The following is a 17,020-nucleotide window of genomic DNA, read 5'->3' as shown; positions in this document are numbered from 1 at the left end:
TCAGCCCGCCTTCACGTCGGTCCAGGCGGCGTCGCGGGCCCGTTCGCCGCGCGCGTCGCCGTTGCGGAAGAAGAGGTCGGCCTTGAGGTCGTCGGCGGTCACCAGGCACTGCGGGAACGGCTCGACGAGGGCGGCGTACGTGTCCTCGGTACCGCGCACCGGCATGGGATAGCCGATGTACTCGATGTTCTTCTTCACGTTCTCCGGCCGGAGCATGTAGTCGATGAAGAGCATCGCCGTGCCGGGGTGCTGCGCGTCGGCGGGTATGGCGTAGCAGTCGGAGTTGACGGGCGCGCCCTCGCGGGCGACTTCGAAGCCGAAGACGGTCGGATCCTCGGCCTGGGCGAGCATGGCGGCCATGTCACCGCTCCACGCCTGGGTCATGTCGGCATTGCCGTTGAGCAGGTTGTTGTAGCTGTCGCTGGAGAAGCCGCGCAGTCGGGGGCGCAGCGAGCGCAGCGTGTCGGTGACGCGGGCGAGTTCACCCCGGTCGCCCGTCGTGAGGCCGAGGCCGAGTTTGAGCGCGCCCATGCCGAGGACCTCGTCGCGGTCGTCGAGGAGGAAGACCTTGCCCTTGGCCCGGTCGTTCCACAGGTCCTCCCAGGAGCCGGTCAGATCGCCGAGCCGGTCCCTGCGCCAGCCGATGCCCGTCTTGTACATGGTGAAGGGCACGGTGTGCGCGGAGCGCGGGTCGTACCAGGGGTCGCTGAAGTAGTCGTAACCGCCGTACACGGCTTCGGCGTTGCGCAGCCGGGAGTGGTCGATGGCGCGCAGCCGGCCGGCGGTGGCGAGGCGCTGCGCCCATTTCGCGGTGGGGAAGATGATGTCGTAGTGGTTGCCGGCGTTGAGTTTGGCGGCCATGCCCTCCATGGAGTCGTAGTTCGACTGCACGACCTTGACGCCGTACTCCTTCTGGAAGCCTTCGAAGACGGCGGGGTCGACGAAGTCGGCCCAGTTGAAGTAGACGAGGTCGCCGTCGACCTTGACGTCGATGGGTGCTCCGGTGGTGGCCTTTGCGTCCGGGTCGCCGGCGGAGGCGAATCCGCAGCCTGCGGCGGTGAGGGCGAGGGCGGCGGTGGTTCCGGCGCGGAGGAACGCGCGTCTGGTCGGGGGGAGTGCCTCGGGGGACATGGGGGTCCTCTCCGTAGGGCCGCGGGGGGACGGCGGGAACGAGCGGTGCGTCGGGGCCCGGTCGTGCGTGGTGGGCGCGGGTGGCGGGGCGTACGGCCGCTCGCGTGCGCGGACGGCTTCGTGCGGTGGCGTACGGGCGGCGGCGGCCTACGCCTCGGCGTCGGCTTCGGCCACGGCCTCGGCTTCGGGGCCGTCGAGGTCGGCCCGGATGCGGCCGGCGAACCAGCCGACCGCCGACTCCCGGCGGGACAGCGGGCCGGGCTCGAACCCGGGGGTGGAGAGCCCCTTCTGCACGCGGGCGACGAGCTCGGCGTCCTCGTCGTTGGTGATCCAGCCGATGTGGATGTTCAGGCGCCGGGCCAGGCGGGTGCGCAGCCCGGTGCCGCGGCGGGTGTAGAACGCGCCCGGCACCGCCACGCGGTCGACCGCCGTCGGGATGGCGGTCCAGGCCAGCACGTGGTCGGGGTAGAAGTCGATGAGGGTGTTCGGGTAGACGACCGCATACCGCCAGACCCGGCGGTCCGCTTCGGCGAGGCCGGGCATGGGTGCGGCGATGCGCTGGTAGAGGCGTTCGGCCCAGTTCGAGGACGGCTTCTCGCGCAGCGGCGAGGCGAACAGCGCGTAGGACTCCTGGATGTCGCAGGTGTAGCCCTGGTAGTCGAGCAGCCGCATCAGTCCGGGGTGGGCCACCGGGACGTGGTAGCCCTCCAGGTAGTTGTCGACCGCCACCTTCCAGTTGGCTTCCTGCACTTCGGCGCCGGCCAGGTCGTGGATGCGGGCGCGGCCGACGGGCACCAGGTCGGCGTCGGCGTAGTGGCCGACCGCCTCCGCGAGGCCCGCGCAGCTCTCGGCCAGCGGTACGGCGTCCAGGTCGAGGTTGACGAAGACGAAGCCGAGGAAGGATTCGACGCGGGCCGGGAAGAGCCCCAGCTTCGGCTTGTCGAGGCAGGGGATCTGGCGCGCCTCGGGGGCGCCGACCAGGGTTCCGTCGAGGCGGTACGTCCAGCCGTGGTAGGGGCAGCGGATCGCCTTCCCGGCCGGTTCGGGCGCGGCGACCAGGCGTGTGCCGCGGTGGCGGCAGACGTTGAGGTGGGCGGCGAGGCCGCCGTCCTCGGTGCGGACCACCAGGACCTCGCGGTCCGCGACGGTGGCGGCGAGCCGGGCGCCCGGGTCCGGCAGGTCGGACTCGTGGCAGACGAGCTGCCACGACTTGGCGAAGACGTCCCGGGTCTCGGCGGCGGCGGTGGCGGGATCGGTGTAGTAGCGCGCGGGGAGGGCGGGCCCCGGGGCGTCGGCGGGCTGCGTGCGGGGGGCGTCGCGGGCCGGCCGGTCCGGCCCGGCGGCGCGGCCCGGCGGGCCGGAGAGGTCGGATCGGCCCGTACGGCCGACCGGTGTTTCGGGAGCTCTGGACTGCATCGGTGACTCCTCCGTGCCGCTCGTGCGGCGATCGGTGTCGGCGTTCGATGACTTCGGTGACGAGGCGACCCAGTGGTGGGCAGGCGGTCGGGGCGGGAAGCCGGGACCTGGCTGACCGATTGGACAGTCAGATTGCTGGCTGATTTCCACCGGGTCAAGACTTGTTCACTGACCGATCGGTCAGCTAGCGTGATTCTTGCCTGACCGACCGGTCAGCAAACGTGCTTTCCTGTCACCGTCCCGGCACTGCTCCCGCCCCCGTCCTGCTCACGGTGCGGCCGCGACCCGGGCGGTCCCGCCCGCCCCGCCGGGCCCGCACCCCCCGTTCCCGCCGCCCCGCCACCAGGCGCCCCGCCACCAGGCGCCCCGCCACCAGGCGACCGCCGCGGCGGGCCGCAGGACCACCCACCGCGCCCACGGCCCGTGCCGGGCTCCGGGCAGCGGCGCCACCCCACCTCCCGGAGGCACGCATGAGCGGTCGTCGGCGTCCGTACTGGCTCGGTCTGGACTGGCTCGGACTCACCCCCGAGCCCGAGCGGGAGCTCCCCTCGGCGGTCGCCGCCCTGCGGGCCTCCTCGCGCCGCGCAACCGCGGTCCGGCCACAAGACCTGGCAGCCGCCGAGCAGCGCCGCGTGGAGCGCCTGATCCTGCGCGGCAGCCGGCGCAGCTGGCTCCGCTACCTGGCCGAAGTCACCGAACTGGTGACCGGCGTCGCCGCCGGAAACAGGCCGGGCGACCCGGACGCCGCCCTCCTCGCCGCCGAGGTCGTCCTCGACCACCACCGCATGCTCATCGGCCTCCCGGGACCGGGATACCGCCACACGGCGGTCGACCGCACCGCCCTGGAAAGCGCCGTACACACCTTGCGCGCCCAGCGCACCCCCACCCGCAAAGGAGGCAGCCGATGACCGTGATCCGACTGCCGGCAGCGCAGCCCGGCACCGTCCTCGGGACGGCGCCCGACACCGCGGAGAGCGCCGACGCCTACCGTGCCACCGGCGGCTACGGGGGGAGAACCGGCCCGGACGAACTGCTGGCCCACCTCACCGCCTCGGGGCTGCGCGGCCGCGGCGGGGCCGGATTCCCCACCGCCGTCAAACTCCGCTCCGTACGCGACCGCGGCGGCGCCCCCGTCGTCGTCGCCAACGGCGAGGAGGGCGAACCCGGCTCGGCCAAGGACCGCTGGCTGCTGCGGGCCCGCCCCCACCTGGTCCTCGACGGGCTCGCCCGCGCCGCCGAGGTCACCGGCGCCGTCCGCGGCTTCGTATACCTCTCGGACCCGGCCGCGGGCGAGAGCGTGCGCCGGGCGCTCGCCGAACACCCGCCGCCGCTGCCCGTCGAGGTCGTCGAGACCGCCCACACCTACGTCGCCGGGGAGGAGACGGCGGTGGTCCGCAGGATCGACGGCGGACCGGCACTGCCCGCCGCCAAACCGCCCCGCCCGTACGAACGGGGGGTCGGCGGCGCGCCCACCCTGGTCTCCAACGTCGAGACGCTCGCCCGGATCGCACTCACCGCCGCCCACCCCGACCTGCGGTACGCCGTCGCCCGCCACACGCTGGTGACGCTGTCCGGCGGCCCGGGCGCACCGGTGCTCACCGAAGTCCGCTACGGCATCGCGCTGCGCGCCCTGGCGGCGCGCCACGGGACCCCCGACGCGGCCGGAGCCCTGATGGGCGGTCTGTTCGGCGGCCTCGTCGACGCCCCGGCCCTGGACCTGCCCCTCGAACCCGGCGCGCTCACCGCCGCGGGCACCGCGCTGGGCTGCGGGGCGATCCGCTTCCTCACCCCCGGCTGCTGCCCGGTGACCACCGCCGCCGACGCGGCGGGCCACCTCGCGGCCGAGAGCGCACGCCAGTGCGGGGTCTGCGTCTCCGGCACCGCCGCCGTCGGCAACGCCCTCGCTTCGCTCGCCGGCGCGACCGCGGGCCCGGACACCGCCGACAGCCTGCACCGCTGGTCACAGGGGTTGCCCGGACGCGGGGCCTGCGGACTGCTCGATGCCGCAGCCGCCATCGCGGGCAGCCTGCTCCGCTCCTTCCCCCTGCTGGTCCGTTCCCATCTCGCCGCGCCGTGCCCCCTGTGCTCGGCCGCCGAACCCGCCGACGGCCGCCGCCGGCTCACCGTGGCCGTGCCGGAGGTCGCAGGGCCTCCCGGCCGGACCAGGGTGCCCGCGCCGGCAGCGGCCCCGCGCACGCCACCGCCCACGTACCCCGCGCAGCCCGCGCTGAAAGGAACGCCGTGAAACTCCTGCTGGACTCCACCCGCTGCCAGGGCTACGGACTGTGTCAGGAACACGCACCCGACCTGGTCGAACTCGACGAATGGGGCTACGCGAAGCCCATCGCCCTCGACGTCCCCGAGGGCGCCGAGGACACCGCCCGCGCCTGCGCCGACAGCTGCCCCAACTCGGCCCTCCGGCTGGAGGGATGACATGCGACGCGATCTGACCGCCCTCTTCGACCCCCGCTCCGTCGCCGTCGTCGGCGCCAGCGACGACCCGGCGAAGTACGGCCACGCGGTGGCCTCCCAGGCACTGCGCGCCCCCGACCGCAGACCCGTACACCTGGTCAACCGGCGCGGCGGCACCGTCCTCGGCCGGACGGCCGCCACCTCCCTCTCCGCGATCGGCGAACCCGTCGACCTGGTGGTGGTCTCCGTGCCCGGCGCCGGCTTCGAAGCCGCCGTCGACGACGCCCTGGCCTGCGGGGCGAAGGCGATCGTCGGCATCACCGCGGGCTTCGCGGAGGCCGGCCCCGCGGGACTGGCCCGGCAGCGGGCCGTCGCGCAGCGGGTACGGGCCGCCGGAGCGGTCCTCGTCGGACCCAACTGCCTGGGCATCGCCGACAACACCACCGAGCTCTACCTCGCCTCGGACCGCTTCGCCCCCGGCCGCGTCGCCCTCCTCAGCCAGAGCGGCAACCTCGCCCTCGAACTCCAGCTCCGCTTCGAGCCGCACGGCATGGGCTTCTCCCGCTTCGTCTCCCTCGGCAACCAGGCCGACGTCACCCTCGTCGACCTCGTCGAGGACTGCGCCCGCCACGAAGCCACCTCGGCCATCGCCGTGTACGCCGAGGACTTCGGCGACGGCCGGGCCTTCGCCGCGGCCGCCGCGGCGGCCGGCAAACCGGTGGTGCTGCTCACCGCCGGCCGGGGCACCGCCTCCGCGCGCAGCGCCCAGTCGCACACCGGCGCCCTGACCACCTCGGCCGACGTGGTCGCCGCCGCCTGCCGCGACGCCGGCGTCGAACTCGTCCGCACCCCGCGTGAGATGACCGTCGTACTGGCCGCTCTGAGCGCGGGGCCGCGTACGGGCGGCCGGCGCACCGCGGTGTTCACCGACGGCGGCGGCCACGGCGCGATCGCGGCGGACGCGGCCGAGGACGCCGGACTCGACGTACCGGAACTCGGCGCGCCGCTGCAGGACGGGCTGCGGACCGTGCTGTGGGAGCAGTCCTCCGTCGGCAACCCCGTCGACCTGGCCGGGATGGGGGAGCAGCGCCCCCTCTCGTACGCCGACACGGTCGGGGCGCTCCTGGCCGGCGAGGAGGTCGACTCGGTCCTGATGACCGGGTACTTCGGCGGCTACGCGGCCGCCGAAGGCGGCCTGGGCGGCGGACCGGCAGGCGGCTCCGTCCTCGCGGAGGGCGAGACCCGGGCCGCCAAGGAGATCGTCGCGCACCTCGCGGCCATACCGAAGCCGCTGGTCGTGCAGTCGATGTACCCGCACTCCCCGAGCTGCCGGGTGCTCGCCGAAGCCGGGGTCCCGGTGTTCGCCGCCACCGAGGACGCCGCCCGGGCGCTGGCGGCGATGACCGGCCGGGCGGCGGCCCCCGGCGGCTCCGTACCGCCGCTGCCGCCGGCCGCCGCACCGCTGCGGGACCCGGGGTACCACGGGGTCCGGGCGCTGCTCGGCGCCGCCGGCGTGCCCTTCCCGGCGGCGCGGGAGATCAGCGACGAGGCCGGGCTCCTCGCGGCGGCGGCCGCGTTCGACGGCCCGTACGTGCTCAAGGCCCTGCACCTCTTGCACAAGTCCGACGCCGGAGGCGTGGCGCTGCGCCTGGCCGACCGGGCCGCGCTGCTCGCCGCGTACCGGGAGATGCACGCCCGGCTCGGCGCGCCCGCCTACTCGGTCGAGGCGATGGCCGACCTCACGGACGGCATCGAGCTGATCGTGGGCGTGCACCGCGACCCGCGGTTCGGGCCGGTGGCCATGGTCGGACTCGGCGGCATCCTCACCGAAACCCTCCGCGACGTCGCCTTCTCGCTCGCGCCCGTACCCGCCGGGCGGGCCGAGACCCTGCTGCGCGGCCTGCGCAGCGCCGCGCTGCTGGACGGCGTGCGCGGCCGCCCGTCCGTCGACGTGGCCGCCGCGGCCGCCGTCGTCGAGCGCATCACCGCCGTCGCCGCCGCGCACCCGGAGATCGCCGAGCTGGAGGTCAACCCGCTGCTGGTCCGCCCGGACGGCGCCCTCGCCCTGGACGCGCGCGCCGTCCTGGCCTGACCGCCCTGCCCATTCCCGAACCCGGCCACCCGGATACCCGGCCACCGCGATACCCGGCCCCCGAACCCGGCCACCCCCGAACCCTTCCGCACCATCTGTGCCCCGGAGGACACATGGACTTCCGCTACACACCCGAGCAGGCCGACCTCAAGGCACGTGCCGGCGCCTACGCGCGGCTCCTGATGAGGTACGAGGACCAGTCCGAGGAGGCGGGCGGCCCGCTGCCCGCCGACACGGTCCGCGAACTGACCCGCGCCGCCATGGACGCGGGCGTCTACGCGATCAACATGCCCGCCGAGTGGGGCGGGGCGGGCCTGACCCTGCTGGACCAGGTCATCGTCGAAGAGGAGTTCGGAAAGGCCACCAACTGCCTCTGGGACATCCCCTGGCGACCGGCGAACGTCCTCGCCCACGGCACGGCCGCGCAGCGCGAGAAGTACCTGCTGCCGGTCATCCGCGGCGAGCGGTTCGACGCGTTCGCGGTGACCGAGCCCGGCGCGGGCTCCGACCCCGGCTCGGGCACCAGCACGGCGACCCGCACGGACGGCGGCTGGCTGCTCAACGGCGAGAAGTGGTTCGTGACCTGCGGGGACATCGCGGACTTCCTGCTGGTCCAGGCCGACGCCGGGCCGGAGCGGGCGGCGACCCTGTTCTTCGTGGACAAGCAGGCCCCGGGCGTCGAGATGACGCGGGTGCCGCGGTTCATGCACTCCGCGGTCAACGGGCACCCCGAGTTCACCTTCACCGACGTCTTCGTGCCCGACGAGGACGTGCTCGGCGGCGTCGGCAACGGCTACGAGCTGACCAAGGAATGGTTCACCGACGAACGGCTGATGATCGCCGCCCGTACGGTCGGCGCGGCGGAGCGGGCCCTGGAGCTCGCCCGCGACTGGGCCGTCGAACGCCGCCAGTTCGGCTCTCCCATCGCCGACTTCCAGCTCATCCAGGGCATGCTCGCCGACTGCGCCGTCGACATCGCGGTCAACCGCGCCTACACCCACCAGGTGGCGTGGGAGGCCGACCGGCCGGAGACCGACCGCAAGACGCTGCACGCGAAGGCGTCGACGGCGAAGCTCTCCGCGAGCGAGGCGGCGGGGCGGGTCATCGACCGGTGCGTGCAGATCTTCGGCGGCCGCGGCTACGACCGCTCGTACCCGGTCGAGCGCATGTACCGCGAGCTGCGCGTCGACCGGATCTGGGAGGGCACCTCCGAGATCCAGCGCCTGATCATCGCCAACGAGCTGATCAAGCGCGGCACCCGGGCCCTCGCCCTGCCCACCTCCTGACACCGCCCCCACCGCTCCCCACCACGACCCACAGGACAGAGGACAGACCCACATGGACTTCCGTCTCACCGCCCGTCAGGAAGAGCTCCGGAGCGCGGCGCGCGCACTCACCGAGTTCATCACGAAGTACGAACTCGACTGCGAGGAGAACAACGGCCTGCCCCCGCAGGCCCACGCCGAGATCCGCGACGCCGTCCTGGACAGCGGGCTGCAGGCCGTCAACATGCCGGTGGAATGGGGCGGCGCCGGCCTCACCATCCTGGAGCAGGTCACCGTCCAGGCCGAGCTCGGGCGGCTCACCGGAGCGCTGTGGGACATGGTGTGGCGTCCCGCCAACGCCCTGTCCTTCTGCACCCCCGCACAGCGCGAGCGCTACCTCGTCCCGGTGATCCGGGGACGGCGCCGGGACTGCTACGCCGTGACCGAGCCCGAGGCCGGATCCGACCCGCAGAGCCTGAAGACCACGGCGACCCGGACCGCCGACGGCTGGGTGCTGAACGGCGAGAAGTGGTTCGTCACCGTCGGCGACCACGCCGACTTCATGATCGTGCTGGCCGCCGCGGGGGAGGAGCGCGCGCCGACCCTGTTCCTGGTCGACAAGGACACGCCGGGCATCGAGATGACCCGCGTGCCCCGCTGGATGCACACCTTCGTCTACGAGCACCCCGAGTTCACCTTCACCGAGGTGCACGTCCCCGACGACGCGGTGCTCGGCGAGGTGGGCCAGGGCTACGACATCACCCGCTCCTGGTTCACCGAGGAGCGGCTGATGATCGCCGCCCGTACGATCGGTGCGGCGGAGCGGGCCCTGGAGCTCGCCCGCGACTGGGCCGTCGAACGCCGTCAGTTCGGCTCCCGGATCGCCGACTTCCAGCTCATCCAGGGCATGCTCGCCGACAGCGCCGCCGACATCGCCGTCAACCGCGCCTACACCCACCAGGTCGCCTGGGAGGTCGACGAGGGCCTGGCCGACCGCAAGACGCTGCACGCCAAGGCGGCCATCGCCAAGCTGTCCGCGAGCGAGGCGGCGGGTCGCGTCATCGACCGGTGCGTGCAGATCTTCGGCGGCCGCGGCTACGACCGCTCGTACCCGGTCGAGCGGCTCTACCGCGAGCTGCGCGTCGACCGGATCTGGGAGGGCACCTCCGAGATCCAGCGCCTGATCATCGCGGGCGAACTGGTCAAGCGCGGCACGGGCGTCCTGCGGATGCCGTCCGCGGGCTGACCCGGCCCCGCGGTCCGGGCGGGGAGCCGCCCGGACCGCCGCCGTCCCCGTACGCACATCAAAGGAAGGAAGGACGAGCCGATGACCGATGTGGAACGGGTCGGGATCGTGGGCTGCGGACTGATGGGCTCAGGGATAGCCGAGGTCTGCGCCCGCGCCGGACGGGACGTCGTGGTGGTGGAGACCTCCCCTTCGGCCGCGGCCGCCGGCCGGGAGCGGATCACCCGCTCCCTCGCGCAGGCGGCGGCGTCCGGAAAGCTGACCGCCGGCGAACGGGACGCCGCCGTCCACCGGATCGCGGTGACCACGGACATGGACCGGATGGGGGACCGGGACCTGGTCGTCGAGGCGGTGGCCGAGGACGAGCGGGCGAAACTGGAGGTCTTCGCCCTCCTCGACCGGGCGGTGCGGCGGCGCGACGCCGTCCTGGCGACCAACACCTCCTCCCTCCCGGTGATCCGGCTGGCCGCCGCCACCTCGCGGCCGCAACAGGTCATCGGCCTCCACTTCTTCAACCCCGTACCGGTGCTTCCCCTGGTCGAGCTGGTGCCCTCCCTGCTCACCGGCGAGGAGACCGTCCGGCGGACGCACGCGTTCGCCTCCGACGTCCTGGGCAAGCAGGTCGTCGAAGCCCGGGACCGGGCCGGATTCGTCGTCAACGCCCTCCTCGTGCCGTACCTGCTGGCCGCGGTACGGATGGCCGAGTGCGGCACCGCGTCGCCCGAGGACATCGACCGCGCCATGACCCTGGGCTGCGCCCACCCGCTGGGGCCGCTGGCCCTGGCCGACCTCATCGGCCTGGACACGGTGCAGGCCATCGCGCGGTCGATGTACGCGGAGTACCGGGAGCCCCTCTACGCCCCGCCGCCGCTGCTGGCCCGGATGGTCGACGCGGGTCTGCTCGGCCGCAAGGCGGGCCGGGGCTTTCACACCTACGCCGGTCCCGGGGCCCCCGTGCGCGAGAATGGCGCGGTGGCGGCCACGGCATCCGGGCCCGCCCGCCCGGTCCACGGGCGCCGACACGGGGAGCAGCCAACGTGACCAAGGCCGATCGCGCGATCGAGACGCGTGAGCGCATCCTGACGGCAGCGTGCGAAGTCATCGCCGACATCGGTTTCGAGAACGTCAGCATGCGCAAGGTCGCCGAACACGCCGGCGTGTCCAAGGCCCTGCTGCACTACCACTTCGACACGCGGGAGAAGCTCTTCGCCGAGGCGATGACGCACTCCTTCGCCCAGACCGGCAAGGACACCGAAGCCGAGGACGACTCGGTCCCGGCCGCCGTCGTCCTCGCCCGCATCCTGCGCAGCATGCTGCCGACGGACGCGGAGCTGCGCCAGGACTGGAAGCTGTGGCAGGAGCTGTGGGTGCGCGCCCAGCGCGATACGACGGCCCGGAATCTGGCCGTCGACCTGTACGACCAGCTGCACGCGTGGGTCGGCGGCGCCGTCGAACGGGGCATCGCGCGCGGGGAGTTCACCGACTGCGACGTCACCGCGCTCAGCACGCTCGTACTGGCGCTGTGCGACGGCCTCGGCATCCGCCTGATGCTCGACGACCCGCACGTGGACCTGGCGACGGCCCGGTCGACGATCTGGCGGACCATCGCCCCCACGCTCGGCATCGACCCGGCGGCCCCGCAGGTCTGACGGTCCGCCGATGCGGGAAGATCGTGTGCATGGATCAACTCGGTGCCGCGCTGCGGGCGTGGCGGGACCGGCTGGACCCCGCGACGGTGGGCTTCGCACACGGCTCACCCCGTCGGGTCCCCGGTCTGCGACGCGCGGAGCTGGCGACGCTGGCCGGCATCTCGGTCGAGTACGTGGTCCGGCTGGAGCAGGGACGGGTGGCGACACCCTCGGCGCAGGTCTGCTCGGCCCTGGCACGCGCCCTGCGCCTGTCCGACGACGAGCATGCTCACCTTTTGCGCATGGCCGGTCATGCAGCGGATCCGAGTCGGGTTCCACGAGTGATCCCAGGGAGCCTGTACCGGATCGTGGACCAGCTCGCCGGCAACCCGTTGGCGGTCTACGACGCCACCTGGCAGTTGCTGCACTGGAATCCGCTGTTCGCGGCCACGTTCGGCGATCCCACGGTCCGCGGTGTGGGAGACCGCAACGTCCTGGTCTTGCAGTTCCTGGGTGAGCTGCCCCGGGTCCGGCAGACGGCGGCCGAGCGGGTGGCGTTCGAGGAGTCCCTCGTCGCGGACCTGCGCGCGACGACGAGCCGGTACCCCGACGATCCCGACCTCGCGGCGTTGGTGTCGAGGCTGAACCTCAGCCCACGGTTCTGCGAGTTGTGGAGCCGCCGAGCGGTGGGCGGTCACCAGAGTGCGCACAAACTCGTCGAGCACCCGGATGTCGGAGACATCGCCATGAACTCCGACATCCTCAACACCCAGGACACGAACCTCCGCCTCGTGGTGTACACGCCGCAGCCGGGCACCGACGCCCGCAGCAAACTCGAATTCCTTGCGGCCATCGGGGTTCAGAGGATGTCTCCTCAGGGGTGAGGGCCCGCGTTCTGCCTCGTCCGGTGGGCCAGGCTGCTGGGTGGTACGCGCGGTACCAGGAAGTCCTGTAGCTCCCGCCAACCCTCCCGGGGACCCAGCATGGAGTGCGTGAACAGCGCACGACCGTGCTGTTCGGACCAGGAGGAGCCAGCATGACCACCACATTCATCACCGGGGCCAACAAGTCCCTCGGCTTTGAAACCGCTCGTCGCCTCGTCGAGGCGGGGCACACGGTCATCCTCGGTGCCCGCCACCGTGAGCGCGGTCGGGCCGCGGCCGAGTCGCTCGGCGCCCGGTTCGTTCAGATCGACGTGACCGACGACGCCTCGGTCCAGGCCGCGGCCGCGGATGTCGCCGCGCATGAGGGAACGATCGACGTCCTGGTCAACAACGCCGGCGTCCTCGGCAAGGTCGGCCCCGTCGAGGAGTACACCGCGGCCGACGTGAGCGCCGTGCTCGACGTGAACGTCGTCGGGATCGTGCGCGTCACGCACGCCTTCCTCCCGCTGCTGCGCAAGTCGCCGCACCCCGTCATCGTCAACGTGTCCAGCGGGATGGGCTCCTTCGGCATGACCCAGGACCCGGCGCGGATCGAGTCGCAGTATGCCCTGCCCCTCTACTGCGCCTCGAAGGCCGCGGTCACGATGCTCACGACGCAGTACGCCAAGGAACTGAAGGACGTGAAGGTCAACGCCGCAGACCCCGGGCAGACCGCGACCGACTTCACCGGCGGCCTCGGACACAGCGTCGCCGACGGCGCGGAGTCCATCGTGACCCTCGCGACGATCGGCCCGGACGGGCCGACGGGACAGTTCACCGACCGATCCGGGAACCTCCCATGGTGAACATGCCCTGAGCTCTCGTCGGCCACCCGCTGGGCTGTCACCGCCGCCGGCTCCCCGACCGAACCGTCTTCGAACATCGTGCTCGCGCTGGTCCATGGTTCCGGCTTCGAGTTGCCGGTCGGTCTTAAGGGGGGATCAGCAGAACCTTAAGCCTGCCTGTGCTCTCCTCTCCTCCGCCTCGAACCGGGGGCGGCATCTGCACCGCAATCCCTTCGAGCGGCCTGGGCGGCGCGCCCCTGACCTGCGCTTTCGAAAGCGCTCCCAAGGCGCCTGAGCCACCTGGCCGGGCCACGCGGGGTCCGAAACCTCCTCACGCAAGGATTTGTGAGACCGCGACAAGGATTGGAATCGCGCCTGACGGACGCCGTAAGCAGGGGTGGGGGAGGACAGCATCCATCGGATCGAGGAGTGCCCATGTCCCGAAAGCGGACGATGAGTCCCAAGAAGAAGCTCGTGCTCTCTGTCGTCACGGGAGCGCTGGTGACCGGAGGATTCGTCACGACGATGGCGACCGGCAACGCGGCCGCCCCCGACGTGGTGTGCCAGGGATCGACGGTGACCTTGTCGGGTGAGGGGGGTGCGCCGGCGGCGAGCAGTGGGACGTTCCCGGTGGGGACGAAGTTGAAGGTGACGAATCTGGACAACGGTCAGTCGACGACGGTGGCGGTGAACGGTCCGTCGGGCAGTTGTGTGCTGTTGAACAACGCGGCTTTCGACAAGGTGCGGGAGCCGGGCAAGAACCTGATCCGCCGGGCGCGCATCGAGCGCGTGGGCGGTGGCGCCGCGCCGGCCGGTGCGAGCGGTGCGAGCGGTGCGACAGGTGCGGCCGGTGCGGCCGGTTCGGCAGGGGTGCAGGTGCCGCCGGCCACCGGGCAGGTGGTGTGTCCGGGATCGACGGTGACCTTGTCGGGTGAGGGGGGTGCGCCGGCGGCGAGCAGTGGGACGTTCCCGGTGGGGACGAAGTTGAAGGTGACGAATCTGGACAACGGTCAGTCGACGACGGTGGCGGTGAACGGTCCGTCGGGCAGTTGTGTGCTGTTGAACAACGCGGCTTTCGACAAGGTGCGGGAGCCGGGCAAGAACCTGATCCGCCGGGCGCGCATCGAGCGCGTCGGCTGACCGACCGCAGGTGCGCGCCGTCTCCCCTTGCCGGGAGGCGGCGCGCACGGCTACGGGCGGCCGGTCACCGCTCCCACGGGGCCGGCCCCACCCCGGCCGACCAGTCGAGCAGCGCCTCGCGGCCGAAGCACACGATCGCGCACTGCTCGGCGTACTCCGCCGCAGGTCCGGTGAAATCGCCGGTGGTGACCACGGCGGCGAGCCCCGCGTCGTGCACGGCGTAACACGTGCCGCCGAAGCGCTGCAGGTCCTGCGATCCGACCTTGTGGGCGGGGTCGTAGCGCTTGCACTGGATGACGAGCCGCCTGCCGTCGGGAGCGGTGGCCAGTACGTCGGCGCCGAGGTCTCCCGCGCCGCCGACGACGCGGACGTCCCGGCAGCCGTCCCGCTCGCACAGCGCGGCCACCGCGCCCTCGAACGCGTCCGCATCGAGCGCGTCGTAGTCCGGCGGAAGGTCGGCGACCGGGCGTTGACCGAGCGGGCGGTCATCGACGACGGCGCAGCCGTCGCCGCCGTGAGCCTCGGAAACCGCGGCTTCGGAGGCCGGAGGCCGCGCGGGCGCCCGCGCGGCCTCCGCCGCGGCCTCCGCCGCGACCTGGAGGGTCCGTGCCGTGCCGCGGGCCACGCGGCGTATGCGCAGCCGCCGCCGGGCGGGCGCGGCGACCGCGCCGACGGCCGCGCAGGCCAGAGCGGCGGTCAGCGCGACGGCGGGCTGCGCCGCGGCGGCCTCGGCCAGCACCCGCAGGGTGGCGCCCACCCCGCCCACCGCCAGCGCGACCAGAGCGAACCACCACGCGGTGACGCGCGTGCTGAACCGGTGGTGGCGCCTTCCGGGCTGCTTCGGCCGGGCCGGAACGGTCATCTGCTGCACTCCCCGCCTCGTCAAGATCGTTCCTGACGTGTGCCCCGAGGGCCCGCACCCAAGCGGCGGGAACCGTCACCCGCCGCTCCTCCTCGACACCCGTGCGGCCTATCACGCGGCAGAGAGGCACCCGTCGACCCCTGTTGATGCCGGGGCGGGTGCGCGCGCCGTGGTACGGGATAGCGGAAGCCGAATCGGTTCGTGATCGCGAAAGGTGCCGCCCGTGTCTCAGGAGCAACGCAAACCGAGGCAGGGAATGCGGCTGCCCGTGAAGGCGGCCCTGCCCGGCCGCCACCCGCAGGAGGACAAGGCGGCCGTCACCGACCGGGTGGTCTTCGGGGTGACGGCCGTGCTGACCCTGGGCTTCGTGATCTGGGGCGTCACGGCCACCAGCTCGCTGGAGAGCGTCTCCGACACCCTGCTGAACGGCCTGATGCACAACGCCGGCTGGGCGTTCGTCCTGGCGGCCTCGGGGTTCGTCGTCTTCGCGCTCTGGCTCGCCATCAGCCGGTACGGACGGATCGAGCTGGGCCAGGAGCACGAGAAGCCGGAGTTCAGCACCGTCTCCTGGGTCGCCATGATGTTCAGCGCCGGCATGGGCATCGGCCTGATGTTCTACGGCGTCAGCGAGCCCCTCGCGCACTTCACCACCCCGCCGCCGGGCACCAACCCCGCCGACGCCCCGGACCGCATGCAGACGGCGCTCGCCACCACCCTGTTCCACTGGACGCTGCACCCGTGGGCCATCTACGCGGTGGTCGGCCTGGCCATCGCGTACAGCACCTTCCGGCGCCGCAGGCGGCAGACGATCAGCGCCGTCTTCGTCCCGCTCCTCGGGAAGAAGCGGGCCGAGGGCGCACCCGGCCGGGTGATCGACATCCTGGCGATCTTCGCCACCCTGTTCGGCTCGGCCACCTCCCTGGGGCTCGGCGCGCTGCAGATCGGCAGCGGCATGCACGAGGTGGGCTGGTTGGACAAGGCCGGGACGGGGCTGCTCATCGCCATCATCAGCGTGCTGACCGTCTGCTTCGTCTTCTCCGCCGTCTCCGGGGTGGAGAAGGGCATCCAATGGCTCTCCAACATCAACATGGTGCTGGCCGTCATCCTCGCGGTCTTCGTGTTCCTGGTCGGCCCCACCATCCTGGTCCTCGACCTGATCCCCACCTCCCTCGCGGCGTACTTCGACGAACTGCCCCAGCTGATCGGCCGCACCGAGGCGTCCACCGGCGGCGGTGACGTCGCCGACTGGCTGAGCAGCTGGACGGTCTTCTACTGGGCCTGGTGGATCTCCTGGACGCCGTTCGTCGGCATGTTCATCGCCCGCATCAGCCGGGGCCGTACGATCCGTCAGTTCGTCGGCGGCGTCATCCTGGTGCCCAGCACCGTGAGCCTGGTCTGGTTCGCCATCTTCGGCGGTACGGCCATGCGCCTGAAGGAGCAGGGAAAGCTCGGCGGCGCGACCACGCCCGAGGCGCAGCTCTTCGGCGTGCTCCAGGAGTTCCCGATCGCCGGCGTGATGAGCCTGCTCGTGATGGTCCTGGTCGGCATCTTCTTCGTCTCCGGCGCCGACGCGGCGTCGATCGTGATGGGCACCCTGTCCCAGAAGGGCACCTTCGAGCCCGACCGGTTCGTCGTCGTCTTCTGGGGCGTGGTGACCGGCGGTGTGGCGGCCGTGATGCTGCTGGTCGGCCAGGGCAAGGGCGAAGCCCTGGCGGGCCTGCAGCACTTGACGATCCTCGTCGCGGCCCCGTTCGTCCTGGTGATGATCGGCATGTGCTGGGCCCTCTTGCGGGACCTCCGCCAGGACCCGCTGATCGTCCGCAGCGAACTCGCCGAGGAGGCGGTGGAGGAAGCCGTCATCGCGGGACACGAGAAGTACGCGGGCGGGTTCGAGATCCGCATCGGCCCGGCGCAGGACGAGGCACCCGGGGCAACCAAGCACGACGGCGAAGGCAATGCCCCGGGAGCCCCGCCCACGGCCTGACCGGCGGGCACGGCGCTACTTTGCGGACACCCCCTAGGGGGTGTCGTCAAAGTCCCTTCTGGCCGGCGGGGTCCGGCACGCGCGCTCGCGGCGTTGTCGTCGGTCGACGACGCGAGCGTCGCCTCTCTCCTCCGCC

15 protein-coding genes and 1 pseudogene are annotated in these 17,020 nt (G+C 72.7%); 13 read left to right on the top strand and 3 right to left on the bottom strand.

Annotated elements, in window-relative coordinates:
* Positions 1-1,131, bottom strand: coding sequence for a spermidine/putrescine ABC transporter substrate-binding protein (locus ACFYZS_RS05550; RefSeq protein WP_389007118.1), 1,131 nt, complete (start codon positions 1,129-1,131; stop codon positions 1-3).
* A 147-nt stretch (positions 1,132-1,278) separates the two neighbouring features.
* Entirely contained in the window at positions 1,279-2,547 is a 1,269-nt protein-coding gene (locus ACFYZS_RS05545; protein WP_389007116.1) for an aromatic ring-hydroxylating dioxygenase subunit alpha, read from the bottom strand.
* Positions 2,548-3,017: 470 nt separating this feature from the next.
* On the opposite strand from ACFYZS_RS05545, the gene ACFYZS_RS05540 reads away from it, so the two are divergent.
* The 12 genes and pseudogenes from ACFYZS_RS05540 (at position 3,018) to ACFYZS_RS05485 (ending at position 14,038) form a co-directional block, all read left to right on the top strand.
* Positions 3,018-3,455 (top strand): hypothetical protein, encoded by a 438-nt coding sequence (locus ACFYZS_RS05540; protein WP_389007114.1) that lies wholly within the window; start codon positions 3,018-3,020, stop codon positions 3,453-3,455.
* Positions 3,452-4,792, top strand: coding sequence for an NADH-ubiquinone oxidoreductase-F iron-sulfur binding region domain-containing protein (locus ACFYZS_RS05535; RefSeq protein ID WP_389007112.1), 1,341 nt, complete (start codon positions 3,452-3,454; stop codon positions 4,790-4,792). Before ACFYZS_RS05540 ends, ACFYZS_RS05535 begins: the two co-directional genes overlap by 4 nt.
* Positions 4,789-4,980, top strand: a complete 192-nt coding sequence (locus ACFYZS_RS05530; protein WP_383512423.1) for a ferredoxin — start codon at positions 4,789-4,791, stop codon at positions 4,978-4,980. The genes ACFYZS_RS05535 and ACFYZS_RS05530 overlap by 4 nt, the downstream gene beginning before the upstream one ends.
* Before the next feature lies 1 nt (position 4,981).
* Positions 4,982-7,051, top strand: coding sequence for an acetate--CoA ligase family protein (locus ACFYZS_RS05525; RefSeq protein WP_389007110.1), 2,070 nt, complete (start codon positions 4,982-4,984; stop codon positions 7,049-7,051).
* 113 nt (positions 7,052-7,164) lie between these two features.
* Entirely contained in the window at positions 7,165-8,337 is a 1,173-nt protein-coding gene (locus tag ACFYZS_RS05520) for an acyl-CoA dehydrogenase family protein (RefSeq protein ID WP_389007108.1), read from the top strand.
* Positions 8,338-8,389: 52 nt separating this feature from the next.
* Positions 8,390-9,562: an acyl-CoA dehydrogenase family protein gene (locus tag ACFYZS_RS05515; protein WP_389007106.1), complete on the top strand. Its 1,173-nt coding sequence runs from the start codon at positions 8,390-8,392 to the stop codon at positions 9,560-9,562.
* 81 nt (positions 9,563-9,643) lie between these two features.
* The gene (locus ACFYZS_RS05510; RefSeq protein WP_389007104.1) at positions 9,644-10,603 is read left to right on the top strand and encodes a 3-hydroxybutyryl-CoA dehydrogenase; all 960 of its coding nucleotides are present in this window, start codon (positions 9,644-9,646) and stop codon (positions 10,601-10,603) included.
* On the top strand, positions 10,600-11,211 hold the full coding sequence (locus tag ACFYZS_RS05505) for a TetR/AcrR family transcriptional regulator (protein WP_389007102.1): 612 nt from the start codon (positions 10,600-10,602) through the stop codon (positions 11,209-11,211). Before ACFYZS_RS05510 ends, ACFYZS_RS05505 begins: the two co-directional genes overlap by 4 nt.
* A gap of 29 nt (positions 11,212-11,240) precedes the next feature.
* On the top strand, positions 11,241-12,074 hold the full coding sequence (locus tag ACFYZS_RS05500; protein WP_389007100.1) for a helix-turn-helix transcriptional regulator: 834 nt from the start codon (positions 11,241-11,243) through the stop codon (positions 12,072-12,074).
* Between the two features lie 152 nt (positions 12,075-12,226).
* On the top strand, positions 12,227-12,919 hold the full coding sequence (locus ACFYZS_RS05495) for an SDR family NAD(P)-dependent oxidoreductase (protein WP_389007099.1): 693 nt from the start codon (positions 12,227-12,229) through the stop codon (positions 12,917-12,919).
* 23 nt (positions 12,920-12,942) lie between these two features.
* A pseudogene (locus ACFYZS_RS05490) lies at positions 12,943-13,030 on the top strand (IS5/IS1182 family transposase); the annotation flags it as partial.
* A 303-nt stretch (positions 13,031-13,333) separates the two neighbouring features.
* On the top strand, positions 13,334-14,038 hold the full coding sequence (locus ACFYZS_RS05485) for a hypothetical protein (protein WP_389007097.1): 705 nt from the start codon (positions 13,334-13,336) through the stop codon (positions 14,036-14,038).
* 64 nt (positions 14,039-14,102) lie between these two features.
* Here the strand turns inward: ACFYZS_RS05485 and ACFYZS_RS05480 are convergent, their stop codons facing one another.
* Complete coding sequence (locus ACFYZS_RS05480; protein ID WP_389007095.1) at positions 14,103-14,900, bottom strand: restriction endonuclease; 798 nt, start codon at positions 14,898-14,900, stop codon at positions 14,103-14,105.
* 256 nt (positions 14,901-15,156) lie between these two features.
* Between ACFYZS_RS05480 and ACFYZS_RS05475 the strand changes: the two genes are divergently transcribed.
* The gene (locus tag ACFYZS_RS05475) at positions 15,157-16,884 is read left to right on the top strand and encodes a BCCT family transporter (RefSeq protein WP_389007549.1); all 1,728 of its coding nucleotides are present in this window, start codon (positions 15,157-15,159) and stop codon (positions 16,882-16,884) included.
* The last annotated feature ends 136 nt before the right edge of the window (positions 16,885-17,020 follow it).

This window comes from Streptomyces sp. NPDC001903, from assembly GCF_042891345.1.
Taxonomy (GTDB): domain Bacteria; phylum Actinomycetota; class Actinomycetes; order Streptomycetales; family Streptomycetaceae; genus Streptomyces.
Note: the sequence above shows the minus strand (reverse complement) of the source record. Positions and strands in the feature narration are given on the sequence as shown.

Excerpts from the sequence above, each read along its gene's own strand:
- ACFYZS_RS05540 (WP_389007114.1), top strand. The coding sequence starts at position 3,018 with ATGAGCGGTCGTCGGCGTCCGTACTGGCTCGGTCTGGACTGGCTCGGA.
- ACFYZS_RS05485 (WP_389007097.1), top strand. The coding sequence starts at position 13,334 with ATGTCCCGAAAGCGGACGATGAGTCCCAAGAAGAAGCTCGTGCTCTCT.
- ACFYZS_RS05480 (WP_389007095.1), bottom strand. The coding sequence starts at position 14,900 with ATGACCGTTCCGGCCCGGCCGAAGCAGCCCGGAAGGCGCCACCACCGG.
- ACFYZS_RS05500 (WP_389007100.1), top strand. The coding sequence starts at position 11,241 with ATGGATCAACTCGGTGCCGCGCTGCGGGCGTGGCGGGACCGGCTGGAC.
- ACFYZS_RS05475 (WP_389007549.1), top strand. The coding sequence starts at position 15,157 with ATGCGGCTGCCCGTGAAGGCGGCCCTGCCCGGCCGCCACCCGCAGGAG.
- ACFYZS_RS05550 (WP_389007118.1), bottom strand. The coding sequence starts at position 1,131 with ATGTCCCCCGAGGCACTCCCCCCGACCAGACGCGCGTTCCTCCGCGCC.
- ACFYZS_RS05515 (WP_389007106.1), top strand. The coding sequence starts at position 8,390 with ATGGACTTCCGTCTCACCGCCCGTCAGGAAGAGCTCCGGAGCGCGGCG.
- ACFYZS_RS05495 (WP_389007099.1), top strand. The coding sequence starts at position 12,227 with ATGACCACCACATTCATCACCGGGGCCAACAAGTCCCTCGGCTTTGAA.
- ACFYZS_RS05545 (WP_389007116.1), bottom strand. The coding sequence starts at position 2,547 with ATGCAGTCCAGAGCTCCCGAAACACCGGTCGGCCGTACGGGCCGATCC.
- ACFYZS_RS05520 (WP_389007108.1), top strand. The coding sequence starts at position 7,165 with ATGGACTTCCGCTACACACCCGAGCAGGCCGACCTCAAGGCACGTGCC.
- ACFYZS_RS05535 (WP_389007112.1), top strand. The coding sequence starts at position 3,452 with ATGACCGTGATCCGACTGCCGGCAGCGCAGCCCGGCACCGTCCTCGGG.
- ACFYZS_RS05525 (WP_389007110.1), top strand. The coding sequence starts at position 4,982 with ATGCGACGCGATCTGACCGCCCTCTTCGACCCCCGCTCCGTCGCCGTC.
- ACFYZS_RS05510 (WP_389007104.1), top strand. The coding sequence starts at position 9,644 with ATGACCGATGTGGAACGGGTCGGGATCGTGGGCTGCGGACTGATGGGC.